The organism is Achromobacter sp. UBA2119 (assembly GCF_002331005.1).
Taxonomy (GTDB): Bacteria; Pseudomonadota; Gammaproteobacteria; order Burkholderiales; family Burkholderiaceae_B; genus Achromobacter; species Achromobacter animicus.
On record NZ_DCYD01000009.1, the window covers coordinates 397464 to 424230 of the forward strand.

General features: G+C 64.5%; 25 protein-coding genes. 5 read left to right on the forward strand and 20 right to left on the reverse strand.

What is annotated here, in order from left to right; genetic code table 11:
* Window positions 1-58: 58 nt before the first annotated feature.
* The 6 genes from gsiD to B3098_RS07060 form a co-directional block, all read right to left on the reverse strand.
* Entirely contained in the window at window positions 59-958 is a 900-nt protein-coding gene (gsiD, locus tag B3098_RS07035) for a glutathione ABC transporter permease GsiD (RefSeq protein WP_175122914.1), read from the reverse strand.
* Window positions 959-965: 7 nt separating this feature from the next.
* A complete protein-coding gene (gsiC, locus tag B3098_RS07040) occupies window positions 966-1886 on the reverse strand; it encodes a glutathione ABC transporter permease GsiC (RefSeq protein ID WP_056322028.1) in 921 nt (306 codons plus the stop codon).
* Between the two features lie 89 nt (window positions 1887-1975).
* On the reverse strand, window positions 1976-3529 hold the full coding sequence (gene gsiB, locus B3098_RS07045) for a glutathione ABC transporter substrate-binding protein GsiB (RefSeq protein WP_191576724.1): 1554 nt from the start codon (window positions 3527-3529) through the stop codon (window positions 1976-1978).
* 37 nt (window positions 3530-3566) lie between these two features.
* Window positions 3567-5453: a dipeptide ABC transporter ATP-binding protein gene (locus tag B3098_RS07050; protein WP_175122916.1), complete on the reverse strand. Its 1887-nt coding sequence runs from the start codon at window positions 5451-5453 to the stop codon at window positions 3567-3569.
* A gap of 44 nt (window positions 5454-5497) precedes the next feature.
* Window positions 5498-6478 (reverse strand): isoaspartyl peptidase/L-asparaginase family protein, encoded by a 981-nt coding sequence (locus B3098_RS07055; RefSeq protein ID WP_279971707.1) that lies wholly within the window; start codon window positions 6476-6478, stop codon window positions 5498-5500.
* Entirely contained in the window at window positions 6475-7350 is an 876-nt protein-coding gene (locus B3098_RS07060; RefSeq protein WP_279971709.1) for a MurR/RpiR family transcriptional regulator, read from the reverse strand. Before B3098_RS07060 ends, B3098_RS07055 begins: the two co-directional genes overlap by 4 nt.
* Before the next feature lie 202 nt (window positions 7351-7552).
* On the opposite strand from B3098_RS07060, the gene B3098_RS07065 reads away from it, so the two are divergent.
* Window positions 7553-8014, forward strand: a complete 462-nt coding sequence (locus B3098_RS07065; protein WP_279971968.1) for a GNAT family N-acetyltransferase — start codon at window positions 7553-7555, stop codon at window positions 8012-8014.
* 30 nt (window positions 8015-8044) lie between these two features.
* On the opposite strand, the gene B3098_RS07070 is transcribed toward B3098_RS07065, so the two are convergent.
* The 5 genes from B3098_RS07070 to B3098_RS07090 form a co-directional block, all read right to left on the reverse strand.
* Window positions 8045-8452, reverse strand: coding sequence for a hypothetical protein (locus tag B3098_RS07070; RefSeq protein ID WP_286893411.1), 408 nt, complete (start codon window positions 8450-8452; stop codon window positions 8045-8047).
* Window positions 8428-8913 carry a PAAR domain-containing protein gene (locus B3098_RS07075; RefSeq protein WP_286893413.1) on the reverse strand — a complete coding sequence of 162 codons (486 nt, stop codon included), beginning with the start codon at window positions 8911-8913 and terminating at the stop codon, window positions 8428-8430. Before B3098_RS07075 ends, B3098_RS07070 begins: the two co-directional genes overlap by 25 nt.
* Window positions 8914-9129: 216 nt before the next feature.
* Window positions 9130-9783, reverse strand: coding sequence for a CoA transferase subunit B (locus B3098_RS07080; protein WP_056567942.1), 654 nt, complete (start codon window positions 9781-9783; stop codon window positions 9130-9132).
* Between the two features lie 12 nt (window positions 9784-9795).
* Window positions 9796-10494 carry a CoA transferase subunit A gene (locus B3098_RS07085; protein ID WP_175122922.1) on the reverse strand — a complete coding sequence of 233 codons (699 nt, stop codon included), beginning with the start codon at window positions 10492-10494 and terminating at the stop codon, window positions 9796-9798.
* A gap of 285 nt (window positions 10495-10779) precedes the next feature.
* Window positions 10780-11232, reverse strand: a complete 453-nt coding sequence (locus tag B3098_RS07090) for an acyl-CoA thioesterase (RefSeq protein WP_255596284.1) — start codon at window positions 11230-11232, stop codon at window positions 10780-10782.
* A 110-nt stretch (window positions 11233-11342) separates the two neighbouring features.
* Between B3098_RS07090 and B3098_RS07095 the strand changes: the two genes are divergently transcribed.
* The 3 genes from B3098_RS07095 to B3098_RS07105 all read left to right on the forward strand — a co-directional run bounded on the left by B3098_RS07095 (window position 11343) and on the right by B3098_RS07105 (window position 14454).
* Window positions 11343-12989, forward strand: a complete 1647-nt coding sequence (locus B3098_RS07095; protein WP_286893417.1) for an electron transfer flavoprotein-ubiquinone oxidoreductase — start codon at window positions 11343-11345, stop codon at window positions 12987-12989.
* 76 nt (window positions 12990-13065) lie between these two features.
* Entirely contained in the window at window positions 13066-13917 is an 852-nt protein-coding gene (locus B3098_RS07100; RefSeq protein ID WP_286893419.1) for an NAD-dependent epimerase/dehydratase family protein, read from the forward strand.
* A gap of 192 nt (window positions 13918-14109) precedes the next feature.
* Window positions 14110-14454, forward strand: coding sequence for an antibiotic biosynthesis monooxygenase family protein (locus tag B3098_RS07105; protein WP_175122926.1), 345 nt, complete (start codon window positions 14110-14112; stop codon window positions 14452-14454).
* Window positions 14455-14492: 38 nt separating this feature from the next.
* On the opposite strand, the gene ltaE is transcribed toward B3098_RS07105, so the two are convergent.
* From ltaE to B3098_RS07135, 6 genes are all read right to left on the reverse strand, one after another.
* Window positions 14493-15503, reverse strand: a complete 1011-nt coding sequence (ltaE, locus tag B3098_RS07110) for a low-specificity L-threonine aldolase (RefSeq protein WP_286893421.1) — start codon at window positions 15501-15503, stop codon at window positions 14493-14495.
* Between the two features lie 42 nt (window positions 15504-15545).
* Window positions 15546-16394: a DMT family transporter gene (locus B3098_RS07115; protein WP_239213130.1), complete on the reverse strand. Its 849-nt coding sequence runs from the start codon at window positions 16392-16394 to the stop codon at window positions 15546-15548.
* Window positions 16395-16561: 167 nt separating this feature from the next.
* Window positions 16562-18541: an acetate--CoA ligase gene (gene acs, locus B3098_RS07120; RefSeq protein WP_286893424.1), complete on the reverse strand. Its 1980-nt coding sequence runs from the start codon at window positions 18539-18541 to the stop codon at window positions 16562-16564.
* 327 nt (window positions 18542-18868) lie between these two features.
* Window positions 18869-20209 carry an MFS transporter gene (locus B3098_RS07125; protein ID WP_175122929.1) on the reverse strand — a complete coding sequence of 447 codons (1341 nt, stop codon included), beginning with the start codon at window positions 20207-20209 and terminating at the stop codon, window positions 18869-18871.
* Window positions 20206-20613: a heme-binding protein gene (locus B3098_RS07130; RefSeq protein WP_056567970.1), complete on the reverse strand. Its 408-nt coding sequence runs from the start codon at window positions 20611-20613 to the stop codon at window positions 20206-20208. The genes B3098_RS07125 and B3098_RS07130 overlap by 4 nt, the downstream gene beginning before the upstream one ends.
* Window positions 20610-22538, reverse strand: a complete 1929-nt coding sequence (locus tag B3098_RS07135) for a propionate--CoA ligase (RefSeq protein ID WP_286894706.1) — start codon at window positions 22536-22538, stop codon at window positions 20610-20612. Before B3098_RS07135 ends, B3098_RS07130 begins: the two co-directional genes overlap by 4 nt.
* Window positions 22539-22786: 248 nt before the next feature.
* Between B3098_RS07135 and B3098_RS07140 the strand changes: the two genes are divergently transcribed.
* Window positions 22787-23446 (forward strand): C40 family peptidase, encoded by a 660-nt coding sequence (locus B3098_RS07140; RefSeq protein WP_286893428.1) that lies wholly within the window; start codon window positions 22787-22789, stop codon window positions 23444-23446.
* A gap of 189 nt (window positions 23447-23635) precedes the next feature.
* Here the strand turns inward: B3098_RS07140 and B3098_RS07145 are convergent, their stop codons facing one another.
* From B3098_RS07145 to B3098_RS07155, 3 genes are all read right to left on the reverse strand, one after another.
* Complete coding sequence (locus B3098_RS07145) at window positions 23636-23959, reverse strand: DUF2325 domain-containing protein (RefSeq protein WP_035212827.1); 324 nt, start codon at window positions 23957-23959, stop codon at window positions 23636-23638.
* A gap of 214 nt (window positions 23960-24173) precedes the next feature.
* A complete protein-coding gene (locus B3098_RS07150; RefSeq protein WP_008161940.1) occupies window positions 24174-25118 on the reverse strand; it encodes a CysB family HTH-type transcriptional regulator in 945 nt (314 codons plus the stop codon).
* 95 nt (window positions 25119-25213) lie between these two features.
* Window positions 25214-26707, reverse strand: a complete 1494-nt coding sequence (locus tag B3098_RS07155; protein ID WP_218345215.1) for a CoA-acylating methylmalonate-semialdehyde dehydrogenase — start codon at window positions 26705-26707, stop codon at window positions 25214-25216.
* Window positions 26708-26767: the final 60 nt, after the last annotated feature.

Genomic DNA, 26767 nt, shown 5'->3' on the forward strand with positions numbered 1-26767 from the left:
GGCGGCGGCGGAAAAATCGCCCTCCACGCCGGCCCTCGCAAGAGGCCCGGCGGCAGGTTTACTTGCGGTCGATCTTGGGATCGAGCGCGTCGCGCAGGCCGTCGCCCAGCAGGTTGAACGCCAGCACCGTCAGGAAGATCGCCAGCGCCGGGAAGATCGCGACGTGCGGTGCGATGACCATGTCGGCGCGTGCTTCGTTCAGCATCGCGCCCCACTCCGGCGTGGGAGGCGAAGCGCCCATGCCCAGGAACGACAGGCTGGCGGCCGTGATGATCGAGGTGCCGATCCGCATCGTGCCGTACACCACGATCGGCGAGATCGTGCCGGGCAGGATGTGGCGCATGATGATCGTCCAGTCGGACGCGCCCACGCTCTTGACGGCTTCGACGTACGTCATCTGCTTGATCGACAGCGTGTTGCCGCGCACGAGTCGGGCAAACGCGGGCACGCTGAACACGGCCACAGCCACGATCACGTTGACCATGCTGGAACCCAGGATGGCGACCACGCCGATGGCCAGCAGCATGCCGGGGAACGCCAGCAGCACGTCGGAGATACGCATCGTGATGCGTTCCCACCAGCCTTCGTAGTAGCCGGCCATCAGGCCCATGAAGGTGCCGACGATGGCGCCCATGGCGACCGACAGGAAGCCGGCGGCCAGCGAGATGCGCGCGCCCATGACGATGCGGCTGAAGATGTCGCGGCCCAGCGAATCCACGCCCAGCCAGTGCGTCAGCGACGGCCCGGCGTTCAGCGCGTCATAGTCGAAGAAGTTCTCCGGATCGAACGGCACGATCCACGGCGCGAAGGCCGCGACGATGACCAGCAGCAGGACGAAGAGGCCGGCGCCGACGGCAAGCTTCTGCTTCTTGAACTTGCGCCAGAACTCGGTGGCGGGCGTGCGCACGTCGTTCTTGGGGACGGCGGCGATGGTCGCGGCGGGTGTCGTATTGCTCATGGCCGCCTCACTTGTAACGGATGCTGGGATTGATGACGCCATAGAGCACGTCGACAATCAGGTTGATCAGGATGAATTCCAGCGAGAACAGCAGCACGAGGCCCTGGATCACCGGATAGTCGCGCTGGGTCACGGCGTCCACCAGCAGGCGGCCAAGGCCGGGCCAGTTGAACACGGTCTCGACCACGATCGAGCCGCCCAGCAGGAAGCCGAACTGCAGGCCCATCATGGTCACGACGGGAATCAGCGCATTGCGCAGCGCGTGCTTGATGATCACGCGGCGCTCGGACAAGCCCTTGGCGCGGGCGGTGCGCACGAAGTCTTCCTGTACGACTTCGACGAACGAGGCCCGCGTGAAACGCGCCATCACGGCAGCCACCGCGGCGCCCAGCGTGATGGAAGGAAGAATGTAGTGTTGCCAGGTCGATGCGCCCACGGTGGGGAGCCAGCCCAGGTTCACCGAGAAGATCTGCATCAGCATCATGCCCAGCGCGAACGCGGGGAACGAGATGCCGGACACCGCCAGCGTCATGCCGAGACGGTCAGGCCAGCGATTGCGCCATACCGCCGACACGATGCCGATGATCATGCCGAAGCCGACTGACCACACCATGCTCGCAAGGGTGAGCCACAGGGTAGGCATGAAACGGTCGGCGATTTCGGTCGAGACGGGGCGCTTGGTGCGCAGCGAGGTCCCGAGGTCGCCCTGCAGCATGTGGCTGAAGTAGCGCACGAACTGCTGCGGCAGGGGCAGATCCAGCCCAAGTTCCTTGCGCACGAGCTCGACGGTTTGCTGGTCGGCCTCGGGGCCAGCGGCCAGCCGTGCCGGGTCGCCCGGAAGCATGTGCACAAACAGGAACACGACCACCGCTACCAGCAGCAGCGTGGGGATCATGCCCAGAAGACGTTTGACGATGTAGGTCAGCATTGAAATTCCTGCAACATCGGCGGGGACACCGCGTCCCCGCCGTATGTGGCCTTACAAGGGCCCGAAGGCCCCAAGAGTTACTGCTTGGTTTACTGCTTCAGGTCGATGTCGCCGAACCAGAACGAGGTGTCCGGCTCAACGTACACGCCCGACAGGTTCTTCGACTTGACGTACAGGTTGTTCTGGGTCACCAGGAAGGCCCACGGGGCGTCCTTCCAGATGGTTTCCTGAACGTTCTTGTAGATCTCGGTCTTCTTCTCGCGGTCCGTGGTGGCCAGCGCTTGCTGGACGCCTTCGTCAACCGACTTGTTCGAGTAGTACGACACGTTGTTCAGCACCGGCGGGAACGCGGCGGTGGTCAGCAGCGGACGCAGGCCCCAGTCGGCTTCACCGGTCGAGGACGACCAGCCGGCGTAGTACATGCGGACCTTGGCGTCTTCAGGCTTTTGCACCTGTTGGACGCGCTGCACGCGCTGGCCGGATTCCAGGACTTCCACGGAAACCTTGATGCCGACCTGGGCGAGCTGTTGCTGCAGGAACTGAACGACCTTCACCGAGGTGCCGTCGTTATAGGCGGACCACAGCGTGCTTTCGAAGCCGTTGGGGTAGCCGGCTTCGGCCAGCAGGGCCTTGGCCTTCTTGATGTCGTAGGGCCATGCGCCGATCTTGTGCGCGTAGTCCACGCCTTGCGGCACGACGCCGTCGATGACGGTGGCGTAGCCCGAGAACGCGACCTTGGCCAGGGCGTCCTTGTTGATGGCGTAGTTGATGGCTTCACGCACCTTGACGTTGTCGAACGGCTTTTGCTGCGTGTTCATCGACAGGTAGCGGGCCATGATCGAGTTCTTGTGATCGACCACGTCCAGCTTGTCGTTCTTCTTCAGCACGGCGGCCTGCTCGAACGGCACTGGGAAGGCAAAGTGCGCTTCACCCGTCTGCACCACGGCGGCGCGGGTGTTGTTGTCGGTCACGGTGCGGAAGGTCAGCGTGTCGACCTTCGGGTAGCCTTGCTTCCAGTAGCCGGCGAACTTCTTGACCTTCAGGTATTCAGCCGGCTTCCATTCGACGAATTCGAACGGGCCCGTGCCAACCGGGTGGAAGCCGATTTCCTTGCCGTACTTGGCCAGGGCGGCCGGCGAGATCATCATGGCGGCCGGGTGAGCCAGCGCGTTGATGAAGGCCGAGAACGGCTTCTTCAGCGTGATCTTGACGGTCATCGGGTCGACCACTTCGGTCTTTTCGATAACGCTGAACTGGATGTAGCGCGACAGGCGGTTGTCCGGATTGGCCGGACGGTCGAAGTTGACCTTGACCGCTTCGGCGTTGAAGTCGGTGCCGTCATGGAACTTCACGCCGGGACGCAGCTTGAAGGTGTAGACCAGGCCGTCTTCGCTGACCGTGTAATCGGTCGCCAGCACCTTCTGAACCTTCAGGTCCTTGTCGAATTCGAACAGGCCTTCGTAGTAGGCCTTGCCAGCCGCCTGGTTCAGCGTGCTGTTCGTGTTGTACGGGTCCAGCGTTTCCAGCGCGATGGAAACGGCAAACGTCACGTCCTTGGCGGCGTGGGCCATCGGCGCGGTGAGCACGCCGAAGGCCAGCGCGGCAGCGGCCATCAGCTTGGTGGGGCGCAGAACTTTCATCATTGCAACTCCTGGTTCCAAAAAAAGGTCAACTACTGAGTCAATACGCGCCGCCGACGGGATGGCGGGCTACAAAATGATCCGTACCGACCTGAACCAGCGGCTGCACCACCGGTTCGTCGTTCAGTTTGCGGATCGGGCTGGGGATTTCATCGGACAGCAAGGTGCGCTTCAGGTGACGGCGCGCCGGATCGGCGATCGGCACGGCGGACATCAGCTTCTTGGTGTACGGGTGCTGCGGATTCTCGAAGATGGCGCGGCGCGGGCCGATTTCGACGATCTGTCCCAGGTACATCACCGCCACGCGGTGGCTGACGCGTTCGACCACGGCCATGTCGTGCGAAATGAACAGGAACGAGATGCCCATGTCGCGCTGCAGGTCGATCAGCAGGTTCACGATCTGCGCCTGGATCGACACGTCCAGCGCCGACACGGATTCGTCCGCGATCACGACCTTCGGGTTCAGGGCCAGGGCGCGCGCGATGCAGATGCGCTGGCGCTGGCCGCCCGAGAATTCGTGCGGGTAGCGCTGCGCCATTTCCGGCGGCAGGCCCACGCGCTCGAGCAGTTCGGCGACGCGGCGCTCGGCATCCTTGCCCTTGGCCACGCCGTGCACCAGCAGCGGCTCCATGATCGAGAAGCCCACGGTCACGCGCGGATCCAGCGACGCAAACGGATCCTGGAACACGAACTGGATGTCGCGGCGCAGGGATTGCAGTTCGTTGTTCTTCAGGCGCACGATGTCGCGGCCGCCGAAGCGGATCTCGCCGCCCTGGCTTTCCACCAGGCGCAGCAGCGAGCGGCCCGTCGTGGACTTGCCGCAGCCGGACTCGCCGACCAGCGACAGCGTCTCGCCGGGGTACAGGTCGAAGCTGACCTTTTCCACGGCGTGCACGCGGCGCTGCACGCGGCTCATGATGCCGCCGCGCAGGTCAAAGCGCGTCACCAGATTGCGCACGCTCAGGATGGGCTCGCGCTTGGCGTTGGGCACTTCCTGCGTGCTGACGGCGCCGGGCTCGGCCACCGGCTGGGCCTGGCCTTCCACCTGCAGCAGCGGGAAGCGCGCGGGCAGGTCCGTGCCCTGCATGGCGCCCAGCTTCGGCACGGCCGACAGCAGCGCCTTGGTGTAGCTGTGCTGGGGCGCGGCGAACACCTGGTCCGACGGACCTTCCTCGACCTTGTCGCCGCGGAACATCACCAGCACGCGGTCGGCCACTTCGGCCACCACGCCCATGTCGTGGGTGATGAACACCACGCCCATGTGCATCTCTTCCTGGAGCTGACGGATCAGTTGCAGGATCTGCGCCTGGATGGTCACGTCCAGTGCGGTGGTCGGCTCGTCGGCGATCAGCAGCGCCGGCTTGCAGGCCAGCGCCATGGCGATCATGACGCGCTGGCGCATGCCGCCCGACAGTTGATGCGGGTAGCGGTCCAGCACCGATTTGGCTTCGGGAATACGGACCTGTTCCAGCATGCGCAGCGCTTCGGCGCGCGCCGAGGCGCCGTCCATGCCCTGGTGCTCACGGATCGATTCGGCGATCTGGTCGCCGGCCGTGAACACCGGGTTCAAGGAGGTCATCGGCTCCTGGAAAATCATCGCCATGTCGGCGCCGCGCACGTCACGCATGACGCGCTGGCTGGAATTGGCCAGGTCGATCACGGAACCGTTGCGGCGGCGCAGGGCCATGCGACCCTGGGCGATGCGGCCGCCGCCGTGTTCCACCAGACGCATCAGCGCCAGCGACGTCACCGATTTGCCCGAACCCGATTCGCCCACGATGGCCAGGGTTTCGCCCCGGTCCACATGGAACGACAGGTTGCGCACGGCTTCGACCGTGCGCTCGGAGCCCACGAAGCGCACCGTCAGGTCGTCGACCTGGACCACGCGGTTATCCGGCAGCGCCAGGCTGTTTGCGCGATCAACCATCTCTTCTCATTCCCAAAATAAACCTACTGATCCAAACCCGCCGCTCATCGGTAGATGGCGGTCACCGGCTTTTCGCCAACGCGGGCGTAACCCCGGTACATGCCTTCCGTGTTGAACGGCAAGGCCACATTGCCCTGGGCGTCGACGGCCACGAGGCCGCCCTTGCCGCCGATGGTGGGCAGTTTTTCCATCACGACGCGGTCCGCCGCCGTTTCCAGCGAGGCGCCGCAGTACTCCATCTGGGCCGCCACGTCGTACGCGGCAACCATGCGGATGAACATTTCGCCCGTGCCCGTGGTGGACACGGCGCAGGTCTTGTTGCTGGCATAGGTGCCGGCGCCGATCAGGGGCGCATCGCCCACGCGGCCGACCTGTTTGTTGGTGATGCCGCCGGTGGAGGTGGCAGCCGCCAGGTTGCCCTGCGCATCGACAGCCACAGCGCCCACGGTGCCGAACTTCTTGTCGGCGTCCAGCGGATCGGCCGGTGCAGGCTGGCCGCGCGCGACCATGGCCTGGCCGTCGTGATCCAGCACGGCGGCGTCCGGCGTTTCGCGCTGCACGCGCAGCAGCTGCTCGCGGCGGGCTTCGGTCGAAAAATACGACGGGTCGACGAGTTCCACGCCTTCCTGAGTGGCGAAGGCTTCGGCGCCCTCGCCCACGAAGAAGACGTGCTTGCTGTTTTCCATGACCTTGCGCGCGGCAAAGATCGGATTGCGCACGCGGTTCACATTGGCGACGGCGCCGGAACGCAGCGTCGCGCCGTCCATGATGGCGGCGTCCAGCTCATGGGTGCCGGCGCTGGTGAACACGGCGCCGTGGCCGGCGTTGAACAGCGGGCAATCCTCGAGCAGGCGCACGGCCTCGGTGACGGCGTCCAGGGCGCTGCCGCCCTTGGCCAGCACGGCTTGGCCGGCGGTCAGGATGGACTCCAGGGCCGCGAGGTATTCCTGTTCTTTCTCGGGAGACATGGCCGCGCGGGACATCGCGCCGGCGCCGCCGTGAATGGCAATCACGGGCTGAATCATCGTTTACCTACTCCATGTATGAGCCACGGCATGACGGACTGGGTCACCCCAGCGGCGGCCGCGACGGAATTTTTGGCGCGATAGGCCACCGCCGCGGACAAGGCTTCAATGAGCCCGAGCGCGGCGGTTTCGGAATTGGGAATGAGCTGGCGTGCCGAGAAGGCATACAGCACGACGGAGGCCGTGGGCGCCAGCGGCGACGTGGGCTTGTCCGTCAGCACCAGCACCGGCACGCCGGCCTGCTTGGCCGCGCCGGCCAGCGTCACGGTGTCAGCCAGATAGCGCGGAAAGCCGATGGCGATCACCAGGTCTTTGCTGGTCATGCGCGACATCTGCCGCGCCGCGTGCGACACGCCGCCGGGACCGGCCAGCGACTCGACGGAATGCAGGTGCATGCACAGGCCGCGCTGCAAGAGGCCCGCGAGGAACCCGCTGGCGCCGAAACCGATGATGAAAACGCGTTCGGCGGCCAGGATCGTGTCGACCGCCTTTTCACAGGCGTCCGAATCCAGGGCCTGCAGGTTGCGCTGCGCGTTGCGAATGTCTTCTTCAAGCGTCGCGGCGAAGATCTGGACGGCGCTGGCCGAGTGGGCCAGTTCGGTGCGCAATTTTTCGACCGGTTCCAGCGCGGCTTCAAAGCCGCGCGCCAGCTCGGCACGGAATTGCGGGTAACCCGGCAGATCCAGGGCACGCGCAAACCGGTTGGCGGTGGCCACCGACACGCCCACTGCCAGCGCGAACTCGTCGATGGTCATGGTGGCGACGCGGAATTGATGCGCCAGCACGTACTCGGCCATCTTGTGCTGGGTCCGGCTCAGCGCGGGCTGGGCCCGGGCGATCCGATCAGCGATCGTAATGGCGGACTTGGTCATCGAACAGCGTGGTGGAAATCAGGCGGCGGGTTTATGTAAATCTGTTTACACACAAATTTTAGTTAAGAAAATAGATTTTCATACTAAGGGTATACCCGTGAATAGATGTAACAGTCCGGGTCTAAAAATCGGGGCCGGGTTGCGTTACGCTTGGTGCCCTTACAGAATTGCCCACCTTGTCCCGATATCTGGAATGACCCGCATGACGCCCGCCTGGACCTGCAAGCCCCACGCCGATCTGACCCCCGCCGAGCTCTACGCCATCCTGCGGCTACGTTCCGAGGTATTCGTGGTGGAACAGAACTGCGTGTTTCTGGACATGGACGGCAAGGATCTCAAGGGGCAGACCGAACACCTCATGGCGTGGCACGAGGGCGAACTGGTGGCCTATTGCCGCCTGCTGGAGCCGGCCCTGAATGACGGCCGCGCCATTATCGGCCGCGTGATCACCGCCCCGGCCGCGCGTGGAACAGGGTTGGGGCATGAGCTGATGCGCCGCGCAAAGGAAGAAGTGCAGCGGTTGTGGCCGGGTAAGCCGGTTTATTTGGGTGCGCAGGCGCGGCTCAAAGGCTATTACGGCGGCCACGGCTTTGTGCCGGTGACTGAGGAATACATGGAGGACGGCATCCCGCATGTGGGGATGCTGCTGAGCGAATCGGCCTGAACCGCCGAAACACATTCGGCGGCCACCGCATCAGCCGCCGGGCTCAAGAAACCGCGCAAAGAAGCCTTGGCGGATTTCCGTATGATCGATTTTTCCGCCTGCGGCGAAGTAAACGTCGATTCGGCTGAACGGTTTGGTGATCTCAAGGGCGCCGCCCTTCTCGCGAGGGGTCGAGATCAGCATCCACATATCGGATGCCGGGAACATCGCGGTCGGTGATGACACAGACTGCCCGGGAGCCAGGAGAAACCGGGTCGTGTCGTGATTGTCATTGAAAAAGACTAGAAGGTCGGCCTGGGCATCCTGCGCGTAGTGCAAAGCGACCACGGGCCTGCAAAAGTACAGGAAGAGCACCCAGAAAATCGGCGCTGCACACAGAAGTATTGCAGCCAATCTGACGCCACGGGGCGCCGTTAATTTTTTGGCTCTCTTCTGCATGTGTGCGGTTCTTTGGCGACATCCTTTCCATACCCCCAGGGTGGAGGCACGGCGCTGACACGGTGGAGAAGCATGTTGGCCGTCAGTTCATGAGGCTTGGCTGCCCCATATAGATCGATCCCCAGCTTGATGGAAATGTGATCCGTCACGTCGTCCGCGCTCGCCGGCCACGGGCCATTCTGCGGGTGATTCTGTTGCGGTTTTCGCTTCCAGGCCTGACTGGCGATCAGCGTAGCGCCGCAGGCTGTCTTCATGCCTTCAATTGCCACAAGACCATCATCGACGATGAAGCTGGAAACACCTTCGACGATGGGATACGTGCCCTTGCACTGCGGACAGGCCACCAGGTGGCCCATTCCCGCAGCGGCCCTGCCCTCGATCGTGTACTGGGGGAACCCCTGCGTCACGGTCCCCCCGTGCGATGTCTTGTCGCCGATTCGAACAACGGCGCGTCCTGCCATGCTGCGGCTCCTGACATTTTTCGGGTGCGCTTGAGTCTACGTATCGCAGACCACCAATCAATCAGAAAAGTCGGAAACCACAGTCGTGAAATAGCCCAGCCTTTGACGGTGCGGGGAGATTGGCGGACAGTCGCCTCGCCACGCAAAAAGACCCCCGAAGGCCGGATCTCGTCCAACCTTCGGGGGTCAGTTCATGCAAGGTGAAGCGGGTGCGGCCTACTGCACCGCCGACACGTCCAGCTTCGCCGCCGTCTTGGACTTGATCTCGTCCACCGTCACGCCGGGCGCCGTTTCCAGCAGCTTCAGGCCGTTTTCGGTGACTTCCATCACGCCCAGGTCGGTGATGATGAGGTCAACCACGCCCACGCCGGTCAGCGGGAGGTTGCATTCGGGAAGCAGCTTGATGTCTTCGGAGCCGTCCTTCTTCTTGGCAACATGCTCCATCAGCACGACCACGCGGCCAACACCGGCCACCAGGTCCATTGCGCCGCCCATGCCCTTGACCATCTTGCCCGGGATCATCCAGTTGGCCAGATCGCCTTTTTCGGAGACCTGCATCGCGCCCAGGATCGCCAGGTTGATCTTGCCGCCGCGGATCATCGCGAACGAGTCGGCCGACGAGAAGATCGACGAGCCGGGCAGCGTCGTGACCGTCTGCTTGCCGGCGTTGATGAGGTCGGCGTCGACCTGATCGTCGGTGGGGAACGGGCCGATGCCCAGCAGGCCGTTTTCGGATTGCAGCCACACTTCCACGCCTGCGGGGACGTGGTTGGCGACCAGCGTGGGCAGGCCGATGCCCAGGTTCACATAAAAGCCGTCTTGCAGCTCGCGCGCGGCGCGTGCCGCCATTTCATCGCGGGACCATGCCATGTCGTCTTCTCCTTAGGCCGGGCGAGTGGTGCGTTGTTCGATGCGCTTTTCGGGCGTGGCGTTCACCACGATCCGTTGCACATAGATGCCGGGCAGATGGATCTGATCCGGGTCCAGGCTGCCGGTGTCGACGATCTGTTCGACCTCGACGACCGTGAACTTGCCCGCCATGGCGACGTTCGGATTGAAGTTACGCGCGGTCTTGCGGAACACCAGGTTGCCGCTGCGGTCGGCGATGTGCGCCTTGACCAGCGACACGTCCGGCACCAGCGAACGCTCCATCACGTACTGATGGCCGTCGAACTCGCGGATTTCCTTGCCTTCGGCCACGATGGTGCCCACACCGGTGCGGGTGAAGAACGCCGGAATGCCGGCGCCGCCGGCGCGCAGCTTTTCAGCCAGCGTGCCCTGCGGCGTGAATTCAAGCTCGAGTTCGCCCGACAGGTATTGGCGTTCGAATTCCTTGTTCTCGCCGACATAGGACGCGATCATCTTGCGCACCTGGCGCGTGTTGAGCAGCTGGCCCAGGCCAAAGCCGTCGACGCCCGCGTTGTTGCTGATGCAGGTGAGATCCTTGACGCCCGAATCGCGCAGTGCGGCGATCAGCGCCTCGGGAATACCGCACAGGCCGAAACCGCCCACGGCGATCATCTGACCGTCCTTGACGATGCCTGCCAGCGCCTCCTGGGCGCTTGCATAAACCTTGTCCATCGCTCCAACTCCTAGTTAAGGTCTAACCAAAGTGAGCCCGCCCCGCCGCTACCCGCGCACGGGTCCCGGAAAAATCGGGGAATCGGGACAAGCCCAGTCGTTCCTTGGGGCGCGGCTGTTGGCGCAGGCTACGCGGGCATCGCGGCGAGGCCCGATTTCCGTGAAGCGGTGGCGCCGAGGGTGGCGCGCCCTCATTGCTTTTCTGATTTTGCGCTAGATTTTACCGACATGACCGGTCAAAGCACGCGCTATTTTGGCCGGTACGCGGCCCGCGGCCGCGCATGCTCATTGGGCCGGCGTGAACTGCGTGGCCATTTGGGCCAGGACTTCAGGCGGCCACGGCGCGGACGTATTGGCCACGTAATCCATCCATACCAGCACATTCCGGCCGCGCGCATAGGGACCCGCGTCGTCACCGACCTTCTCGAGCAGCAGCTCGAATTCGGCGCTGGAGCGGCCGATGCGCGTCACCTTATGCGTCACACGGACGGTGGCCGGATACGTCAGCGGACGCAGGAAATCGCACGACGCGTGCGCCAGGATCGCGCCATCGTCGGCCGGCAGCTTGAAGCCCGCGTTATACAGAATCTGCATGCGAGCCTCTTCCATGAGGCGGAAATACAGCGTGTTGTTCAGATGGTTCAAGGCGTCTGAATCGCCCCAGCGCAAGGGCAATTCGAGCTGATGGGTGTCGCCCACCGAAAGCAGCCGCGCAGACAGGTTGTCCGGGTTCACCAATAACTCCTGAAGGCTAAAAGAAATGCGAAGGGGTACAGGACCCTCGCCTGCAATACAATCGCTGATAATACTTCCAGCCATATATGGAATACATACGGGGAGCTTTGCAAATGTCTGAACGCGAGTCGATGGAATATGACGTGGTCGTGGTTGGCGGTGGTCCCGCCGGCCTGGCCACAGCAATCCGTCTGAAGCAGCTGGCCGCTGAGAAGAATCAGGAGATCGGCGTCTGCGTACTGGAAAAAGGCGCGGAACTTGGCGCGCACATCCTGTCCGGCGCCGTCATGGACCCGCTGGCGCTGACTGAACTCATCCCCGACTGGAAAGAGAAAGGCGCGCCGCTGAACGTGCCCGTCACGCAGGACAAGTTCCTGTTCCTGTCCGAGACCGGCGCGCGCGCCACGCCGAACTGGCTGCTGCCCCCGTGCTTCCACAACGATGGCAACTACATCGTCCGCCTGGGCGACGTCGTCAAGTGGATGGGCGAACAGGCCGAAGCGCTGGGCGTGGACATCTTCCCCGGCTTTGCGGCCGTTGAAGTGCTGTACGACGAAAACGGCGCCGTCCGCGGCGTGGCCACCGGCGACATGGGCGTGGCCCGCGACGGCAGCCACACCGACCACTACCAGCCCGGCATGGAACTGCATGCCCGCTACACGGTGTTCAGCGAAGGCTCGCGCGGCCAATTGGGCCGCCAGCTCATCGAACGCTTCAAGCTGGACGACGGCCGCAACCCCCAGTCCTACGGCATCGGCATCAAGGAAATGTGGGAAGTCGATCCGGCCCAATCCAAACCCGGCCTGGTGATCCACACCGCCGGCTGGCCGCTGGATGCCGACACCTACGGCGGCTCGTTCCTTTATCACCTGGACAACAATCTGGTGGCCGTGGGCATGATCGTCGGTCTGGACTACGCCAATCCGTGGCTGTCGCCCTTCGACGAATTCCAGCGCTACAAGACCCACCCGGCCATCCGCGGCACGTTCGAAGGCGGCAAGCGCATCGCCTACGGCGCGCGCGCCATCACCGCCGGCGGCCTGCTCGCCCTGCCCAAGCTCACGTTCCCGGGCGGCGTGCTGGTCGGCTGCGAAGCCGGTTTCCTGAACGCCTCGCGCATCAAGGGCAGCCACGCCGCCATCAAGTCTGGCAAGCTGGCCGCCGAAGCCGCCTTCGACGCCCTCGTTGCCGACCGCCGTCAGGACGAACTGACCGCCTACCCCAAGGCCTTCGAAGCCTCCTGGCTGCACGAAGAACTGAACAAGGCGCGCAACTTCAAGCAGTGGTTCAAGAAGGGCCGCACGGTCGCCACGCTGATGACCGGCATCGAACAGCTGCTGCTCAAGGGCAAGATGCCTTGGACACTGCGTCACAACAAGCCCGACCACGCCTGTCTGCAACCGGCGTCGCAATGCGCGCGCATCGACTACCCCAAGCCTGACGGCAAGCTCACGTTCGACAAGTTGAGTTCGGTGTTCATTTCCAACACCAACCACGACGAGAACGAGCCCGTCCACCTGACCCTCAAGGATCCGTCCGTGCCGGTGAAGGTGAACCTGGCCAAGTACGGCGGCCCCGAGTCGCGCTACTGCCCGGCCGGCGTGTACGAGTTCGTCAAGGACGACCACGGCGAGGACCGCCTGCAGATCAACGCGCAGAACTGTGTGCACTGCAAGACCTGCGACATCAAGGACCCCACGCAGAATATCGTCTGGGTGGCGCCGCAAGGCGGCGAAGGACCGGTCTACAGCGGCATGTGACACTGAGGGCGCACCGCGCCCGCCCAGAAGGCGCCCCGCGGGGCGCCTTTTTTTTCCGACTGCCTGGAGCGACAACATGAGCGAACGCGTACTTCTGATCGGCTGCGGTGACCTGGGCATGCGCGCGGCACAGCGCTTTCTGGCGCGCGGCGACGAGGTCCATGCGCTGCGCCGCCACCCGCCCGCCGGCGATGCCAGCGGCGTTCAATGGCTGCAGGGCGATATCACGCGCCCGGACACGCTTGCCTCGCTACCGCGAGGCGTCACGCGGCTCATTCACCTGCCCTCGCCCGGTGCGCGTGATCCGCAGGCGTACCGCGGCGTGTTTGTGGATGGCCTGGCCAACGTGTTGCAAGCGATGGATAGATCCGCCTTGAAGCGCATCGTGTTCGTCTCTTCCAGCGCCGTGTACGGTGAACATCACGGCGGCTGGGTGGACGAAGACACGCCGCCCGCGCCGCAGGGTTTCAATGGGAAAGTGCTGCTCGAAGCCGAGGCCGCGCTCGCCGCACAGCCGGTTTCCTCGGCGGCGCTGCGGCTCGCGGGCCTGTACGGGCCGGGCCGAATGCAGCTCATCGAGCGCCTGCGCAGCGGCGCGGCAGGGGCGCCCGTGCAGCCCGAGCATTGGGCCAACCGCATCCACATCGACGACGCGGCCGCCGCGGTGGTGCACCTGGCGCTGCTGCCAGAGGTTGCGCCGGTGTACATCGGCTGTGACGACACGCCTCTGCCTTTGCACGTCCTGTATGCCGAGCTGGCCCGGATGATCGGCGCCCCGGCCCCGCGCGAGGCGGCGGCGCCCGCCAACGTAGGCAGCAAGAAGCTCAGCAATGCGCGCCTGCGCGCCAGCGGCCTGTCGCTGCAATGGCCCGATTCACGGCAGGGCTACGCGGCGTTGCTGGCCGACCACGACGCGGCGCAGGCATAGTTCGGCTCACACCGAATCGTTGCCTGCGGGGCTGGCGGATACTGGCGGCCGAATCCCGCATCGGTCACCGCCCACCCGCCATGCCGCCCCCATCCCCTGGACGCCGTCACGCATCCAGACCCACGCGATTGCGCTATCGCGCGCTCTCCAACGCGCGCATGCCCAGTTTGATTATCAAAAGGACAGCAACCCATGATTGCCGTGATATTCGAAGTCGAGCCCGCCCATGGCGACCCCGCCCCGTATCTGGAGATCGCCGCCGGCCTGATCGACGAACTGCGCACCATCGACGGATTTATCTCCGTCGAACGCTTTCAAAGCCTGTCCACGCCCGGCAAGCTGCTGTCGCTGTCATTCTGGCGCGACGAGGCCGCGGTGCTGCGCTGGCGCTCGCTGGAATCGCACCGCCGCGCACAAGAGGCCGGGCGCGGCGGCGTGTTCCAGAACTACCGTCTGCGCGTCGCCCAGGTGCTGCGCGACTACGGCATGCAGGAGCGCGACGAGGCGCCCTCCGACAGCCGCGCGCGCCACGGCTGAACTCGCGGCGACGGCGCGATTGCGATCGCCGAGGCGGCTCAACGCAACAACCGCCCCACCGCCTCGACCACGCGCCGCACGTCGTCGGCCGACACGTTCAGATGCGTGACCAGACGCGTCGGACCGCCATAGACGGCGCGCATCAAGATGTCTTCCTTGCCCAGCGCCGCCGTCAGCGCATCGCAGCGTGACGGCTCGAATTCCACGAACACCATGTTGGTGTCCTGGCTCAGCACCTTGACGCCGGCAATGCCCCGCAGGCCTTCGGCCAACAGGCGCGCATTCTCGTGGTCCTGCGCCAGCCGTTCCACGTTGTGCTCCAGCGCGTACAGGCACGCGGCCGCGAGGACGCCAGACTGGCGCAGGCCGCCCCCCAGCATCTTGCGCCAGCGATGCGCGCGGGAGATCAATGCTTCGCTGCCGACCAGCACCGATCCGACCGGCGCGCCCAAGCCCTTTGAAAAGCAGATGGACACCGAGTCGAAGGGCTGGCAAAGCTCGGCCACGGGTTTGCCGCTGGCGACAGCCGCGTTGAACACGCGCGCCCCGTCCAGGTGCGTGGCAAGGCCCTGCTCCCGCGCCCAGGACGTCGCGGCCTGGATGTACGCGGCCGGAATCAGCTTGCCGTGGAAGGTGTTTTCCAGCGCCAGCAGGCGCGTGCGCGCGAAGTGCGGGTCGCCCTTGGGCTTGAGCGCCGCGGCAAGTTTTTCCAGCGGCAACGATCCATCCGGCGCGTGTTCGATGGGCTGGGGCTGGATGCTGCCCAGCACCGCTGCGCCGCCGCCCTCGTACTTGTAGGTATGCGCAAGCTGGCCGACAAGGTACTCGTCGCCGCGGTCGCAATGCGCCATGAGCGCGGCCAGGTTGCTTTGCGTGCCCGACGGGAAGAACAGGCCGGCAGCCTTGCCGGTGCGCTCGGCCAACGTCTTTTGCAGGCGGATCACGGTGGGATCGTCGCCCATCACGTCATCGCCCAGCGGGGCATTGGCCATCGCCTGGAGCATGGCCGCATCGGGACGGGTGACGGTATCGCTACGCAGATCAATCATGAAAGTTTCCAGGGGATTGGAGAGGACAGGAATTCGGAAAGGTCATTCGGCGCGCGCGGCCGGCGCGGCACGGCTCACCACAAAGATGCCAGCCAGGATCAGCACCATCCCGCCTGCCTCGACGGGCGTGGGACGCTCGGACAGGATGGCCCATGCCAGCAGCATGGCCACCACGGGCACGCCCAGGCTCGACAGTCCCGCGATCGACGCGGGCACGCGGCGCACGACCTGCAGCCACAGCAGCCAGCCCGCCGCGGTGGCGATCAGCACAATGTAGGTCATGCCGGTCCAGAGCGGCCAGCCCCATTGGGCGGTCATCTGCGGCACCAGATAGGCGATGGGCACCATGACCAGGCCGCCGAACAGCATCTGCCACGCGGTGAACGTCATCACGTCCGGCGCATGGCGGTCGAACATGCGCTTGGACAGCACCGTGCCCACGCCCCAGCACAGGCCGCTGCCCAGGCCCAGCAACACGGGGCGGATGTCGCCCAGCCCGTTCCAGGGTTCGACGAAACAGATCAGGCCGACGGCGGCCAGCGCGATGCCGGCCGCGTGCCGGGCCGTGGGCCGCTCGCCCAGCAACCACCACGCAAACAGCACGACCCAGAACGGCATGGTGTAGGCCATGAGGGACACCTTGCCCACGCCCCCGTCCACCAGCGCGGTCTGGACGAAGCCCTGAAAGCCCGCCGTCTGGGTCAGGCCGATCAAGAGGGTCAGTTTCCAGGGCGGCATCGCCAGCGGCCGGCGCGTGGCGAACGCGAGCGCGAAAAGCACCAGGCTGCCCGTCACGTAGCGCAGGGCCACGAAGTCGAACGGTCCGATGTAGGGCACGATCAGCTTCATCGCGATCCAGCTTCCCGCCCAGACCAGGATGGTGCTGAACATCAGGGCAAGCCCTGCGCGATCGAAACTGCTGCTCACGGGTGCGGCTCCATGCGAAGAAATTTGGCAATCCAGGAATGACGACGCCCGTGCCGCTACATGCCGGCACGGGCGTCGTCATTATGCGCCTGTCGCGCTGCAAACGGCCGGTGAAATCCGGCCGGTTGCATTTACAGCGGCTTGGCGAGCTGCTCCAGGATGGCGGGATTTTCCAGCGTGGACACGTCCTGCGTCACTTCCTCGCCCTTGGCGACCACGCGCAGCAGGCGGCGCATGATCTTGCCCGAACGGGTCTTGGGCAGGTTGTCGCCGAAACGGATGTCCTTGGGCTTGGCGATGGGACCGATCTCGCGGGCCACCCAGTCGCGCAACTGCTTGGCGATGGCCTGGGCCTCTTCGCCTTCCGGACGCGAGCGCTTGAGCACGACGAAGGCCACAACGGCCTCGCCGGTCGTGTCGTCGGGACGGCCCACGACGGCGGCCTCGGCCACCATTTCGTGCGCCACCAGCGCCGACTCGACTTCCATCGTGCCCAGGCGGTGACCCGAGACATTCAGCACGTCGTCGATACGGCCCATGATCCAGAAGTAGCCGTCCGCGTCGCGCTGCGCACCGTCGCCCGCAAGGTAATAGCCACGCAGTTCGGACGGGAAGTAGCTCTTCTTGAAGCGTTCCGGATCGCCCCAGATGTTGCGGATCATGGCGGGCCACGGACGCTTGATGACCAGGAAGCCGCCATTTCCCTTGTCCACGTCGCCGCCGGTCTCGTCGACGATGGCTGCGGCAATGCCCGGCAGGGGCAGCGTGCACGAACCCGGCTTGGTGGGCGTGGCGCCCGGCAGCGGCGTGATCATGTGCCCGCCGGTTTCGGTCTGCCACCAGGTATCCACAATAGGGCAGCGCTCGCGGCCGACGTTCTTGTGATACCACATCCAGGCTTCGGGGTTGATGGGCTCGCCCACCGTGCCGATGATGCGCAGCGAGTCCAGATCGTAGTTCTTGGGATGCGCGTCGGGCGTGGCTTCAGACGCCTTGATCAGCGAGCGGATCGCGGTCGGCGCCGTATAGAACGTGGTGACCTTGTGGCGCGCAATCATGTCCCAGAAGCGGCCGGCGTTGGGGAACGTGGGCACGCCTTCGAAGACGATCTGCGTCAGGCCAGCAGCAAGCGGGCCGTAGGTGATGTACGTGTGACCGGTAACCCAGCCCACGTCGGCGGTGCACCAGTAGACGTCGTCCTTGCGCGCGTCGAAGGTCCACTTCACGGTCAGGAGCGCCCACAACAGGTAGCCGGCGGACGAATGCTGCACGCCCTTGGGCTTGCCCGTGGAACCTGAGGTGTACAGGATGAAGAGCGGGTGTTCGGCGTTGACCGACACCGGTTCGCAGGTGTCGGGCTGGCCGGCCTCGACGTCCTGCATCCAGAGATCGCGGCCTTCGTTCCACTGCACCTTGCCGCCCGTGCGGCGGTACACGACGACCTTGGTGACGGCTTCGCAACCGCCCATCGCGATGGCTTCTTCAACGGCGGGCTTGAGCGGAATGGTCTTGCCGCCGCGCACCTGTTCGTCGGCCGTGATGACGAGCGATGCGCCCACGTCGACGATGCGTTCCTGCAGGCTCTTGGCCGAGAAACCGCCGAACACCACCGAGTGCGTCACGCCCAGACGCGCGCAGGCCTGCATGGCGACCACGGCTTCGATGGACATGGGCATGTAGATGATGGCGCGATCGCCCTTCTTGTAGCCCAGCGCCGCCAGCCCATTGGCGAAGCGGCAGACGCGCGCCAGCAGTTCGCGATAGGTGACCTTGTCGACCTTGCCATCGTCGGATTCGAAGATGATGGCGGTCTTGTCGGCGTTGCCGTTGGTGAGGTGTACGTCCAGGCAATTGGCCGAGACGTTCAGTTCGCCGTCGCCGAACCAGCGGTAGAACGGGGCATCGGACTCGTCCAGCACCTGCGTGAAGGGCTTGGTCCACTGCAGATTGTCGCGGGCCTGTCCGGCCCAGAATCCGTCGAAGTCGTTCTCGACCTGCGCGCACAGCGCGTTGTAGGCGTCCATGCTGGAAATCGCGGCGCCCTGCGCGGCGCGCTCGGGCGGCGGAAACACGCGGTTTTCCACCAGTACGGACTCAATAGCGTTCGACATGATCTTGTCTCCAATCGGTGATTCTGTTGTTTATGCTGCTTTTTTATTACCCACCTGCAACCGTATCGCCGCGCTCTTACGGGCACCTTACGCAAAATGCGGGCCGGAGCCCGCAGATTGACGAGGCCCAAGGCGATGCGTCTGCGCCGGATCCGGGCAGGAAGACGCCGCAAGGCGCCAACCGGGCAGCATGCACAAGCCAACGACGCGCCGCACGGCGACGCGCCAACAATGCCAAGCAATCAGCATGTGCCGCCGCATCGGGACGCGGCGGCACAAGGCAGTCCATAAGGATAGCAGTCGCTTCCCGCTTGGCGTATACCGCATTCAGGCGGCCTGCCGGGCGAGGCCGCGCTTCATGTCCACCCGCGACAACAGGACCAGTCCGCCGACGAAGAACAGCCCCGTGACGAGGATGGCCAGGCGATGATTGCCTTCCGTGGCCCACGTCACCAGCCCGTACGTCAACGGGCCGATCACGGCGGCAAGCTGCACGGAAAAGGTCCACAGCGAATAGAACTCGGCCAGCCGGCCCGCCGGCGCCAGCGCGCCTGTCATGGCACGGCCCGCGCTCTGCGTCGTGCCCATGCACAGGCCGGCCAGCACTGCCGCCACCCAGAACACCGGCGCGGTCACGGCCGCGTAAGCCGTCAGCACCATCACGATCCATCCGACCAGCGTGATGGCCAGCGCCGGCTTGTGGCCGATGCGGTCTTGCACGTAGCCGAACGAAAACGCCCCCGCCGCCGCGCCGATGTTCACGGTGAACACCAGCAGCATGATCTGCGGCGTAGTGAAACCCATGACTTCCGAGGCATACACCGCGGCCAGCGTGATCACGACCGAGATGCCGGCCTGGTAGCAGGCAATGCACATCAACAGGCGGCGAAATTCCGGGAAATGCAGGCCCGTTTCGCGCCAGGCGTAGGCCAGGCGCTTGAGCATGTGCAGTGCGGGCGGATTGCCCTGCTGCGGCTTGGCGCGCTCGCGCAGCATGAAGAACGACGGCAGCGCGGCCAGCGCAAATACCGAGGCTGTCACCACAATGACCCAGGGCACGAACTGCTCGGCGGTCTCGCCTCGCCCTTCGGCCAGCGTCACCACGACAAGCGACAACCCCAGCGTCAGCATGCCGCCGAAATAGCCAAAGCTCCATCCCCAACCCGAGACGCGGCCCAACGCCTGCGGCTTGGCCAGTTCAGGCAGGAACGCCGCGACCACGGATTCGCCAACGCAATAGCAGTAGTTGGACACGACGATGGCGGCAAGCGCCAGCCAGACGTCGCCCGGCCCCGCTTGCGTCAGGACCAGCGTGCCCGCCACGCAGCCGGCCGTGCTGGTGTAGAGCAGCCGCCGCTTGCTGGCCCGTGCATCGGCGCGGGCGCCCAGCGTAGGCATGGTCAGCATGATGACGAGGTACGACAGCGACAGCGCGGACGTCCACGCGAGCGTGGCCCATGTGGCACGCCCGGCGACGACGCCGACGAAATAGGTGCTGAAAACCGCCGTGAGGATCACGGTGGTGTATCCGGAGTTCGCGAAGTCGTACATGGCCCAGGCCCAGACTTCGCGCCGTTTCACGCCGGGGTTCAGCGGACCGCTGTCCGCCCCCCGGGTGTCCTGCGCGGAAACGCCAGCCGGCGTTTCCGGCGGCAGCGCCTGGCTCATAGGCCCAGCGCGGCGATGCCTGCTTGCGCGATCTGCACGTCTTCGGTCGACTTGACGCCCGAAACTCCCACCGCGCCGACGACCTGGCCGTCAACGACGACCGGCACGCCGCCCTCGAGCATGCCTTCGATCAGCGGCGCCGACAGGAACGAGTAGCGACCGTTGTTGATCAGTTCTTCGTAGATGCGCGATTCGCGGCGGCCCAGCGCGGCCGTCTTGGCCTTGGCGGGCGCGATGTGCGACGAGATCGGCGCCGCATCGTCCAGGCGCAGCATGCCCAGCAGATGGCCGCCATCGTCGGTCACGGCAATGGTGACGGCCCACTTGTTCTGCAAGGCGTGTGCTTCGGCCGCGGCCAGGATCTTTTTGACGTCGTCGGCGCTCAGCACGGGTTTGGTTTTCATTGCAGTGACTCCTTGATCTGTTCGAGGGCGTTAGGGTCTTCCATGGTGGTCAGTTCGCCGGGATCGCGCGACTCGCATACCGCGACGATCGCGCGGCGCAGCACCTTGCCGGAACGGGTCTTGGGCAGGGCGCCCACGAACCGGATCCTGGCCGGCCTTGCCACCGCCCCAAGCTGTTCTTCCACCAGCCGCATGATATCCGCTTCCAGCGCCTTTGCCGCTTCCGGCGTGTCGGCGCCGGCGGGATTCTTCAGCACGGCAAACGCCATGGCGACCTGCCCCTTTAGGGGGTCGGACACACCCACCACCGCGCATTCCGCGATGCCGTTGTGGCTGTTGACCGACTCCTCGATCTCGCGCGTGCCCAACCGGTGGCCCGCCACATTGATCACGTCGTCCGTGCGGCCCAGGATGAACCAGTAGCCATCGGCGTCCACCCGCCCCCAGTCGAAGGTCGAATACACCTGCCGGCCAGGAATCGACGTGAAGTAGGTTTCGACGAAGCGCGCGTCGTCGCCCCAGATGGTGGACATGGCGCCGGGCGGCAGCGGCGGCACGATGGCGACCACGCCCTTCTCGTCCGGACCCAGGTCTTCGCCGGTGGATTCGCTGACGATGCGCGCGTCAAAGCCGTAGACCGGGAACGACGGGCTGCCGAACCGGGTGGCGACCTTTTCCACGCCCGGCTGCGCCGACAGGATCGGCCAGCCGGATTCCGTCTGCCAGTAGTTGTCGATGATGGGTTTGCCCAGGCCTTCCGAGATCCATTGCGCCGTCGGCTCGTCGAGCGGTTCGCCGGCCAGATAGACGGCGCGGAGCGTGGACAGATCGTGCCGCCTCAGGAGCTCGGGATCCTGGCGCTTGAGCACGCGCACTGCCGTCGGCGCCGAAAACAGCGTGTTCACGCCGAATTGCTCGACCAGCTTCCAGAGAATCGCGCCGTCCGGGCGCACGGGTGTTCCCTCGTACAGGATGGTCGATTGCCCGCCGATGAGCGGTCCGTAGACGATGTAGGAATGCCCGACCACCCAGCCGATGTCGCTGGTGCAGAAATAGGTGTCGCCGGGCTTGCCATCGAACAAATATTCCATGGACGACGCCAGCGCCACGGCGTATCCGCCCGTGTCGCGCTGCACGCCCTTGGGGCGGCCGGTGGTTCCGGAGGTGTAGAGGATGTAGCTGGGCTCGGACGATTCCAGCCACTCGACGGGCACCCGCGCGCCGCGGTGGCGTTCGCGCAGCGTCGCGTAATCCAGATCGCGACCCGCCACCGGTTCGAACGGGGCCAGGCCGCGGTCGAACACCACCACCGAGCCCGGTGGCGACTTGGCCAGGCTCAAGGCGCGATCCAGGAGCGGCTTGTACGGCACGACCTTGCCGGCCCGCGAGCCGCCGTCCGTACACACCACTACCTTGGGCGACGCATCGTCGATGCGCTGCGCCAGGTTCACGGATGCAAACCCGCCGAACACCACCGAATGCACTGCCCCGATGCGCGCGCAGGCAAGCATGGTGAACACGGCTTCCGGCACCATCGGCATGTAAAGCAGCACCCGGTCGCCGCGTTCCACGCCCAACTCGCGCAGCATGGCGGCTGCCGCGTTCACTTCCTCGAAGACGTCCTGCCGCGTGTAGACCTGCTCACGGTCCACCTCGGTGGACACCCAGATCAGCGCCGGCTTGTCCGCCTGTGTCGGCAGCCAGCGGTCCACGGCGTTGTAGCAAAGATTGGTGCGCCCGCCCACGAACCACCTGGCGAAGGGCGGACGGGAGAAGTCCAGCACATTGTCAAAAGGCGTTTCCCAGTGGATGCGCGTGGCCTCTTCGCGCCAGAAGGCGTCGCGGTCATTCACCGAGCGATAGTGGAAATCCCGGGTTCTTTGCATGTCTGTCTCCTGGTATTGTTCATAGGCCTTAAGGCTGATTGATTTTTTGTCTAATCATTTCGGTCATTCTGGTAGGCAAACCTTGCACGAGACTTGCCGCACGTCAAAAAATTCTTCCAGATGTCCACGCTGCATGGATCTTTAGGGCCGATACGTAACGAACCGGCACTAAAAGTTTGGTAGAATCCCCGCGAAGTTGCACATGATTGTTGAATTTGCTGACATTTCGGCCCCAACCGCGGCTAATGCGCGGTTTTTGCTGTGTTCAGTGAATCATCCCCAGGCGAATGCATCGACACTCCATACCCGCGCGATTCAATTCAACCACTGGCCATGCAAAGCGCGGTCTGCGCATGCTCGCGTTGATTGCTTGCTTTGCGGGTCTGGCGGGTTGTGCAAGCACTAGTCAAAAGTCAACCGCCCATACGTCCGAGATCGATCCTTACGAAACGGAGTGGGTTGCCACCGCCGATGATCCCATCGGCATGCTGGTGGTCCAGAAATTCAAGCGTGAACGCCAGCGTACCCATTCGGGTGTCGGCACCGACAACGGCATGGTCAGCGAAGCCCTGAATCACCTGGGCATCCGCTACCGCTTCGGCGGCAGTTCCCCCGACACCGGCTTTGACTGCAGCGGCCTCGTCGCATACTCGGCCGAACGCGGCCTGGGCCTCAAGCTCCCCCGCAACGCCGCCGAAATCGCCCAGCAAGGCGTGGCCGTCGCCAAGAACGAACTGCAGGCCGGCGACCTCGTCTTCTTCAACACCATGGGCCGCCGTTATTCCCACGTTGGCATCTACCTGGGCGACGACCGCTTCGTGCATTCCCCCAGCGCCGGCGGCGTGGTGCGTGTCGAAAACATGACCATGGCCTACTGGTCCAAGCGCTACAACGGCGCCCGCCGCCTCGACAACACCCTGATGGCTTCGGCCCGCGCGGCAAACTGACCGCCCTGCCCTGTCCAGGCTCAAGGCAACATAGTCGCACGCAGGCCTACCTGCCGCCATCGTCCAAAATGCAAAACGCCGCCAGACTTTCGTCCGGCGGCGTTTTTGTTTGTTCTCTTCGCGGCGTTCAGACCGCAGGCCGTATCGGCCTCCCCAGTTTGTCGTGGATGCGCGGCAAGACGCGTCCCATCAATGAACGGTACCGGCGCGCGGGCACAGGCCGCATTGCTGCAGCGCCTGCTGCATGCTGCACACGGAACGGCGACAAGCGACGACCCGGATGCCACCGCGCTGCGCGGCGTTGCGGAACGTCTTCATGACGTTGTGGCCAAGAAAATCGGTAAGCAGGATGACCAGTTGCGTGCCCGAGGGCAGTTGCAGGGTCTTCTTCTGATGTGAAGGATCGCGCCCGCTGATGTGGTGCGTGATCGAGATGTTGTGTCCTTTTAGCAGATCGGGAATATTGCCGAGGCGGTCGGCGCCCACTACCACTGCACTAAGTCCTGCCGTCATGATTTACCTCACTGGGTCGTTGAGCCTGGATGTAATGATAATGATTCCTATTTTTTCGTCAACTCAAATGAGATCGGTTCTTATTTAATTATTTTTATGAGCTTAGGGAAAGGGATAGCCGTCTCACGCTTTCCACAGGGTCATCGGGCAAAAAAAACGCGACGTCGAAAGGACGTCGCGTGTTGTCGAGGCAGGCGCCGGCAGCCGGCAGAGGCTATTTCGGCGCGCCCTGCACCGCATCGGTCACCACCGCCCGGGTCAGCGAAGGCGCCAGCATTTCCAGGAAGGTGTAGACGTAGTCGCGCAGGAACACACCCGCTTTCACGCCCACGCGGGTCGTATGCGTGCCGAACAGGTGCCCCACCGGCAGGCCGACCAGATTTGAATCACGTCGCGGGTCATAGGCGACGCCCGCGATGATGCCGATGCCCAGGCCCACGTCCACATACGTCTTGATCACGTCGGCGTCGATGGCCTCCAGCACGATGTCCGGATGAATGCCCTGGTTGGCAAAGATCTCGTCGATCGTGCTGCGGCCGGTAAAAGCGCGGTCGTAGGTCACGATGGGGTACTCGGCCAGTTGCGCCAGCGACAGACGCTTGGCGGCGCTGGAGGTCAGTTCGGCCAGCGGATGATCGGGCCGCACCACCACGGTGTGTTCCCACGCATAGACCGGCAAGGTGGCCAGGCCCGGCGTCAACGCCAGCGATTCGGTGGCCAGCGCCAGATCGGCTTGTTCATGCAAGACCATTTCAGCAAGCTGGGCGGGGCTGCCCTCGGCCAGCGACAGGTGAACCTTGGGGAATTGCTTGCGGAACGCGGGAATGACGCGCGGCAGCAGATAGCGCGCCTGCGTGTGGGTGCAGGCAATAACCAGGCCGCCTTCATCGCGGCGCGCGAATTCGTCGCTGACTTTCTTCAGGTTGTCGACTTCGCGCATGATGCGGTCGATCACCTGCGACACGGCAAGACCCGGCTTGGTCAGCCCCTTGATGCGCTTGCCGTGGCGTTCGAAGATCTTGATGCCCAGCTCGTCTTCGAACTCGATGATGGCCTTGGAAACGCCGGGCTGCGACGTGTAGAGCATCCGGGCGGCTTCGGTCAGGTTGAAGTCGCGCCGGATGGTTTCACGCACGAAACGAAATTGCTGGAGGTTCATTAATTGGCCCCTGATAGACGGGCCAATTATAAGTAATAAGAACGCCTTGCTATATGAATTATTCGTATAAGCTTAGGAGCAAGGCGTCCCCTCTTTTAGCGCATCGAGATCGTGGTATTGACGGTCTTGGCATGCGCCGACCAGCGTGCGGTGACCGTCTTGGTCTGCGTCCAGAACTGCACCGCCTGCTTGCCGTTGGGGCCCAGGTCGCCCAGCTTGGAACCGCGCGAACCCGTGAAGCTGAACCACGCCACCGGCACCGGAATCGGCACGTTGATGCCGACCTGGCCCACGTCGATGTTGTTCTGGAAGTAGCGCGCGGCGCCCCCGTCCTGCGTGAACAGGGCGACGCCGTTGCCGTTGGGGTTGCGGTTGATGAATTCCACCGCGTCTTCCAGCGTCTCGACGCCAACGCAGCACAGGACCGGTCCGAAGATCTCCTCGGTGTAGATCGTCATGTTCTCGGCAACGCCGTCGAAAACGGTCGGGCCGACGAAGTTGCCTTCCTCGAAACCCGCCACCTTCAGGTTGCGGCCGTCGAGCAGCAGCTTGGCGCCTTCGTCCACGCCCTTCTGGATCAGGCTTTCCACGCGCTTTTTCGCATTGGGCGACACCAGCGGACCCAGGTCGGCCTGGCGGTCCGTGCCGGCGTTGACCTTGAGCTTCTTAGCGCGTTCGACGAAATCGGGCAGCCAGTTGCGGGCCTCGCCCACCAGCACGGCCACGGACGACGCCATGCAGCGTTGGCCGGCCGCACCGAAGGCGGCCCCGAGCAGTTGGTTCAATGCGACTTCCGGATCAGCGTCCGGCAGAACCACGCAGTGGTTCTTGGCGCCCATCATCGACTGGCAGCGCTTGCCGGCAGCCGATGCGCGGTTGTAGATCTCGGTGCCCACGCGGGTCGAGCCGATGAACGAAACCGCCTTGATGTCCGGATGCTCGCACAGGCCGTTGGCCGTTTCCGGGCCGCCGTGCACCACGTTCAGCACACCAGGCGGCAGGCCGGCTTCCAGCGCCAGTTCCGCCAGGAACAGCGACGAGGTCGGATCCTGCTCGGAGGGCTTGAGCACGAACGTATTGCCGCAGGCCACGGCGATGGGGAACATGAAGCACGGCAGCATCACCGGGAAATTGAACGCAGTGATGCCCGCGCACACGCCCAGCGGCTGGATCAGCGTGTAGACGTCGATCCCGGACGCCGCGTTTTCCGCGTATTCGCCCAATTGCAGGTTGGCGATCGAGCAGGCGTGCTCGACCACTTCCAGACCGCGGCCGACTTCACCCTCGGCGTCCGGCAGCGTCTTGCCGTGTTCGCGGGTAATCATCTCGGCCAGCTTGCCGGTATTGGCGCGCAGCAGCTCCTGGAACTTGAGCATGACGCGCATGCGTGCGCCCTGCCCGGCGTTGCGCCAGGTCTTGAAAGCCTCCTTGGCGTTGGAGACGGCCAGGTCCAGTTCTTCGCGCGTGGCGAAGGGCACCTTGGCGACGACCTCCTGGGTGGCGGGGTTGATCACGTCTCGCCATTCGGTGGTTTTGGACTGCACAAGCTTGCCGCCGATCAGTAGCGGAACGCGCGGGACTTCACTCATTTTGATGCTCCTCACACTGCGTAGTCGATGCGGATGGTCGTCCGCGTTCTTGGATCGAAC

Excerpts from the sequence above, each read along its gene's own strand:
- B3098_RS07155 (WP_218345215.1), bottom strand. The coding sequence starts at position 26,707 with ATGAGTGAAGTCCCGCGCGTTCCGCTACTGATCGGCGGCAAGCTTGTG.
- acs (WP_286893424.1), bottom strand. The coding sequence starts at position 18,541 with ATGTCGAACGCTATTGAGTCCGTACTGGTGGAAAACCGCGTGTTTCCG.
- B3098_RS07050 (WP_175122916.1), bottom strand. The coding sequence starts at position 5,453 with ATGGTTGATCGCGCAAACAGCCTGGCGCTGCCGGATAACCGCGTGGTC.
- B3098_RS07085 (WP_175122922.1), bottom strand. The coding sequence starts at position 10,494 with ATGGACAAGGTTTATGCAAGCGCCCAGGAGGCGCTGGCAGGCATCGTC.
- B3098_RS07140 (WP_286893428.1), top strand. The coding sequence starts at position 22,787 with ATGCATCGACACTCCATACCCGCGCGATTCAATTCAACCACTGGCCAT.
- B3098_RS07095 (WP_286893417.1), top strand. The coding sequence starts at position 11,343 with ATGTCTGAACGCGAGTCGATGGAATATGACGTGGTCGTGGTTGGCGGT.
- B3098_RS07130 (WP_056567970.1), bottom strand. The coding sequence starts at position 20,613 with ATGAAAACCAAACCCGTGCTGAGCGCCGACGACGTCAAAAAGATCCTG.
- B3098_RS07055 (WP_279971707.1), bottom strand. The coding sequence starts at position 6,478 with ATGATTCAGCCCGTGATTGCCATTCACGGCGGCGCCGGCGCGATGTCC.
- B3098_RS07080 (WP_056567942.1), bottom strand. The coding sequence starts at position 9,783 with ATGGCATGGTCCCGCGATGAAATGGCGGCACGCGCCGCGCGCGAGCTG.
- B3098_RS07125 (WP_175122929.1), bottom strand. The coding sequence starts at position 20,209 with ATGAGCCAGGCGCTGCCGCCGGAAACGCCGGCTGGCGTTTCCGCGCAG.
- B3098_RS07150 (WP_008161940.1), bottom strand. The coding sequence starts at position 25,118 with ATGAACCTCCAGCAATTTCGTTTCGTGCGTGAAACCATCCGGCGCGAC.
- gsiC (WP_056322028.1), bottom strand. The coding sequence starts at position 1,886 with ATGCTGACCTACATCGTCAAACGTCTTCTGGGCATGATCCCCACGCTG.
- B3098_RS07075 (WP_286893413.1), bottom strand. The coding sequence starts at position 8,913 with ATGGCAGGACGCGCCGTTGTTCGAATCGGCGACAAGACATCGCACGGG.
- gsiD (WP_175122914.1), bottom strand. The coding sequence starts at position 958 with ATGAGCAATACGACACCCGCCGCGACCATCGCCGCCGTCCCCAAGAAC.
- B3098_RS07105 (WP_175122926.1), top strand. The coding sequence starts at position 14,110 with ATGATTGCCGTGATATTCGAAGTCGAGCCCGCCCATGGCGACCCCGCC.
- B3098_RS07100 (WP_286893419.1), top strand. The coding sequence starts at position 13,066 with ATGAGCGAACGCGTACTTCTGATCGGCTGCGGTGACCTGGGCATGCGC.
- B3098_RS07070 (WP_286893411.1), bottom strand. The coding sequence starts at position 8,452 with ATGCAGAAGAGAGCCAAAAAATTAACGGCGCCCCGTGGCGTCAGATTG.
- ltaE (WP_286893421.1), bottom strand. The coding sequence starts at position 15,503 with ATGATTGATCTGCGTAGCGATACCGTCACCCGTCCCGATGCGGCCATG.
- B3098_RS07145 (WP_035212827.1), bottom strand. The coding sequence starts at position 23,959 with ATGACGGCAGGACTTAGTGCAGTGGTAGTGGGCGCCGACCGCCTCGGC.
- B3098_RS07060 (WP_279971709.1), bottom strand. The coding sequence starts at position 7,350 with ATGACCAAGTCCGCCATTACGATCGCTGATCGGATCGCCCGGGCCCAG.
- B3098_RS07115 (WP_239213130.1), bottom strand. The coding sequence starts at position 16,394 with ATGTTCAGCACCATCCTGGTCTGGGCGGGAAGCTGGATCGCGATGAAG.
- gsiB (WP_191576724.1), bottom strand. The coding sequence starts at position 3,529 with ATGATGAAAGTTCTGCGCCCCACCAAGCTGATGGCCGCTGCCGCGCTG.
- B3098_RS07065 (WP_279971968.1), top strand. The coding sequence starts at position 7,553 with ATGACGCCCGCCTGGACCTGCAAGCCCCACGCCGATCTGACCCCCGCC.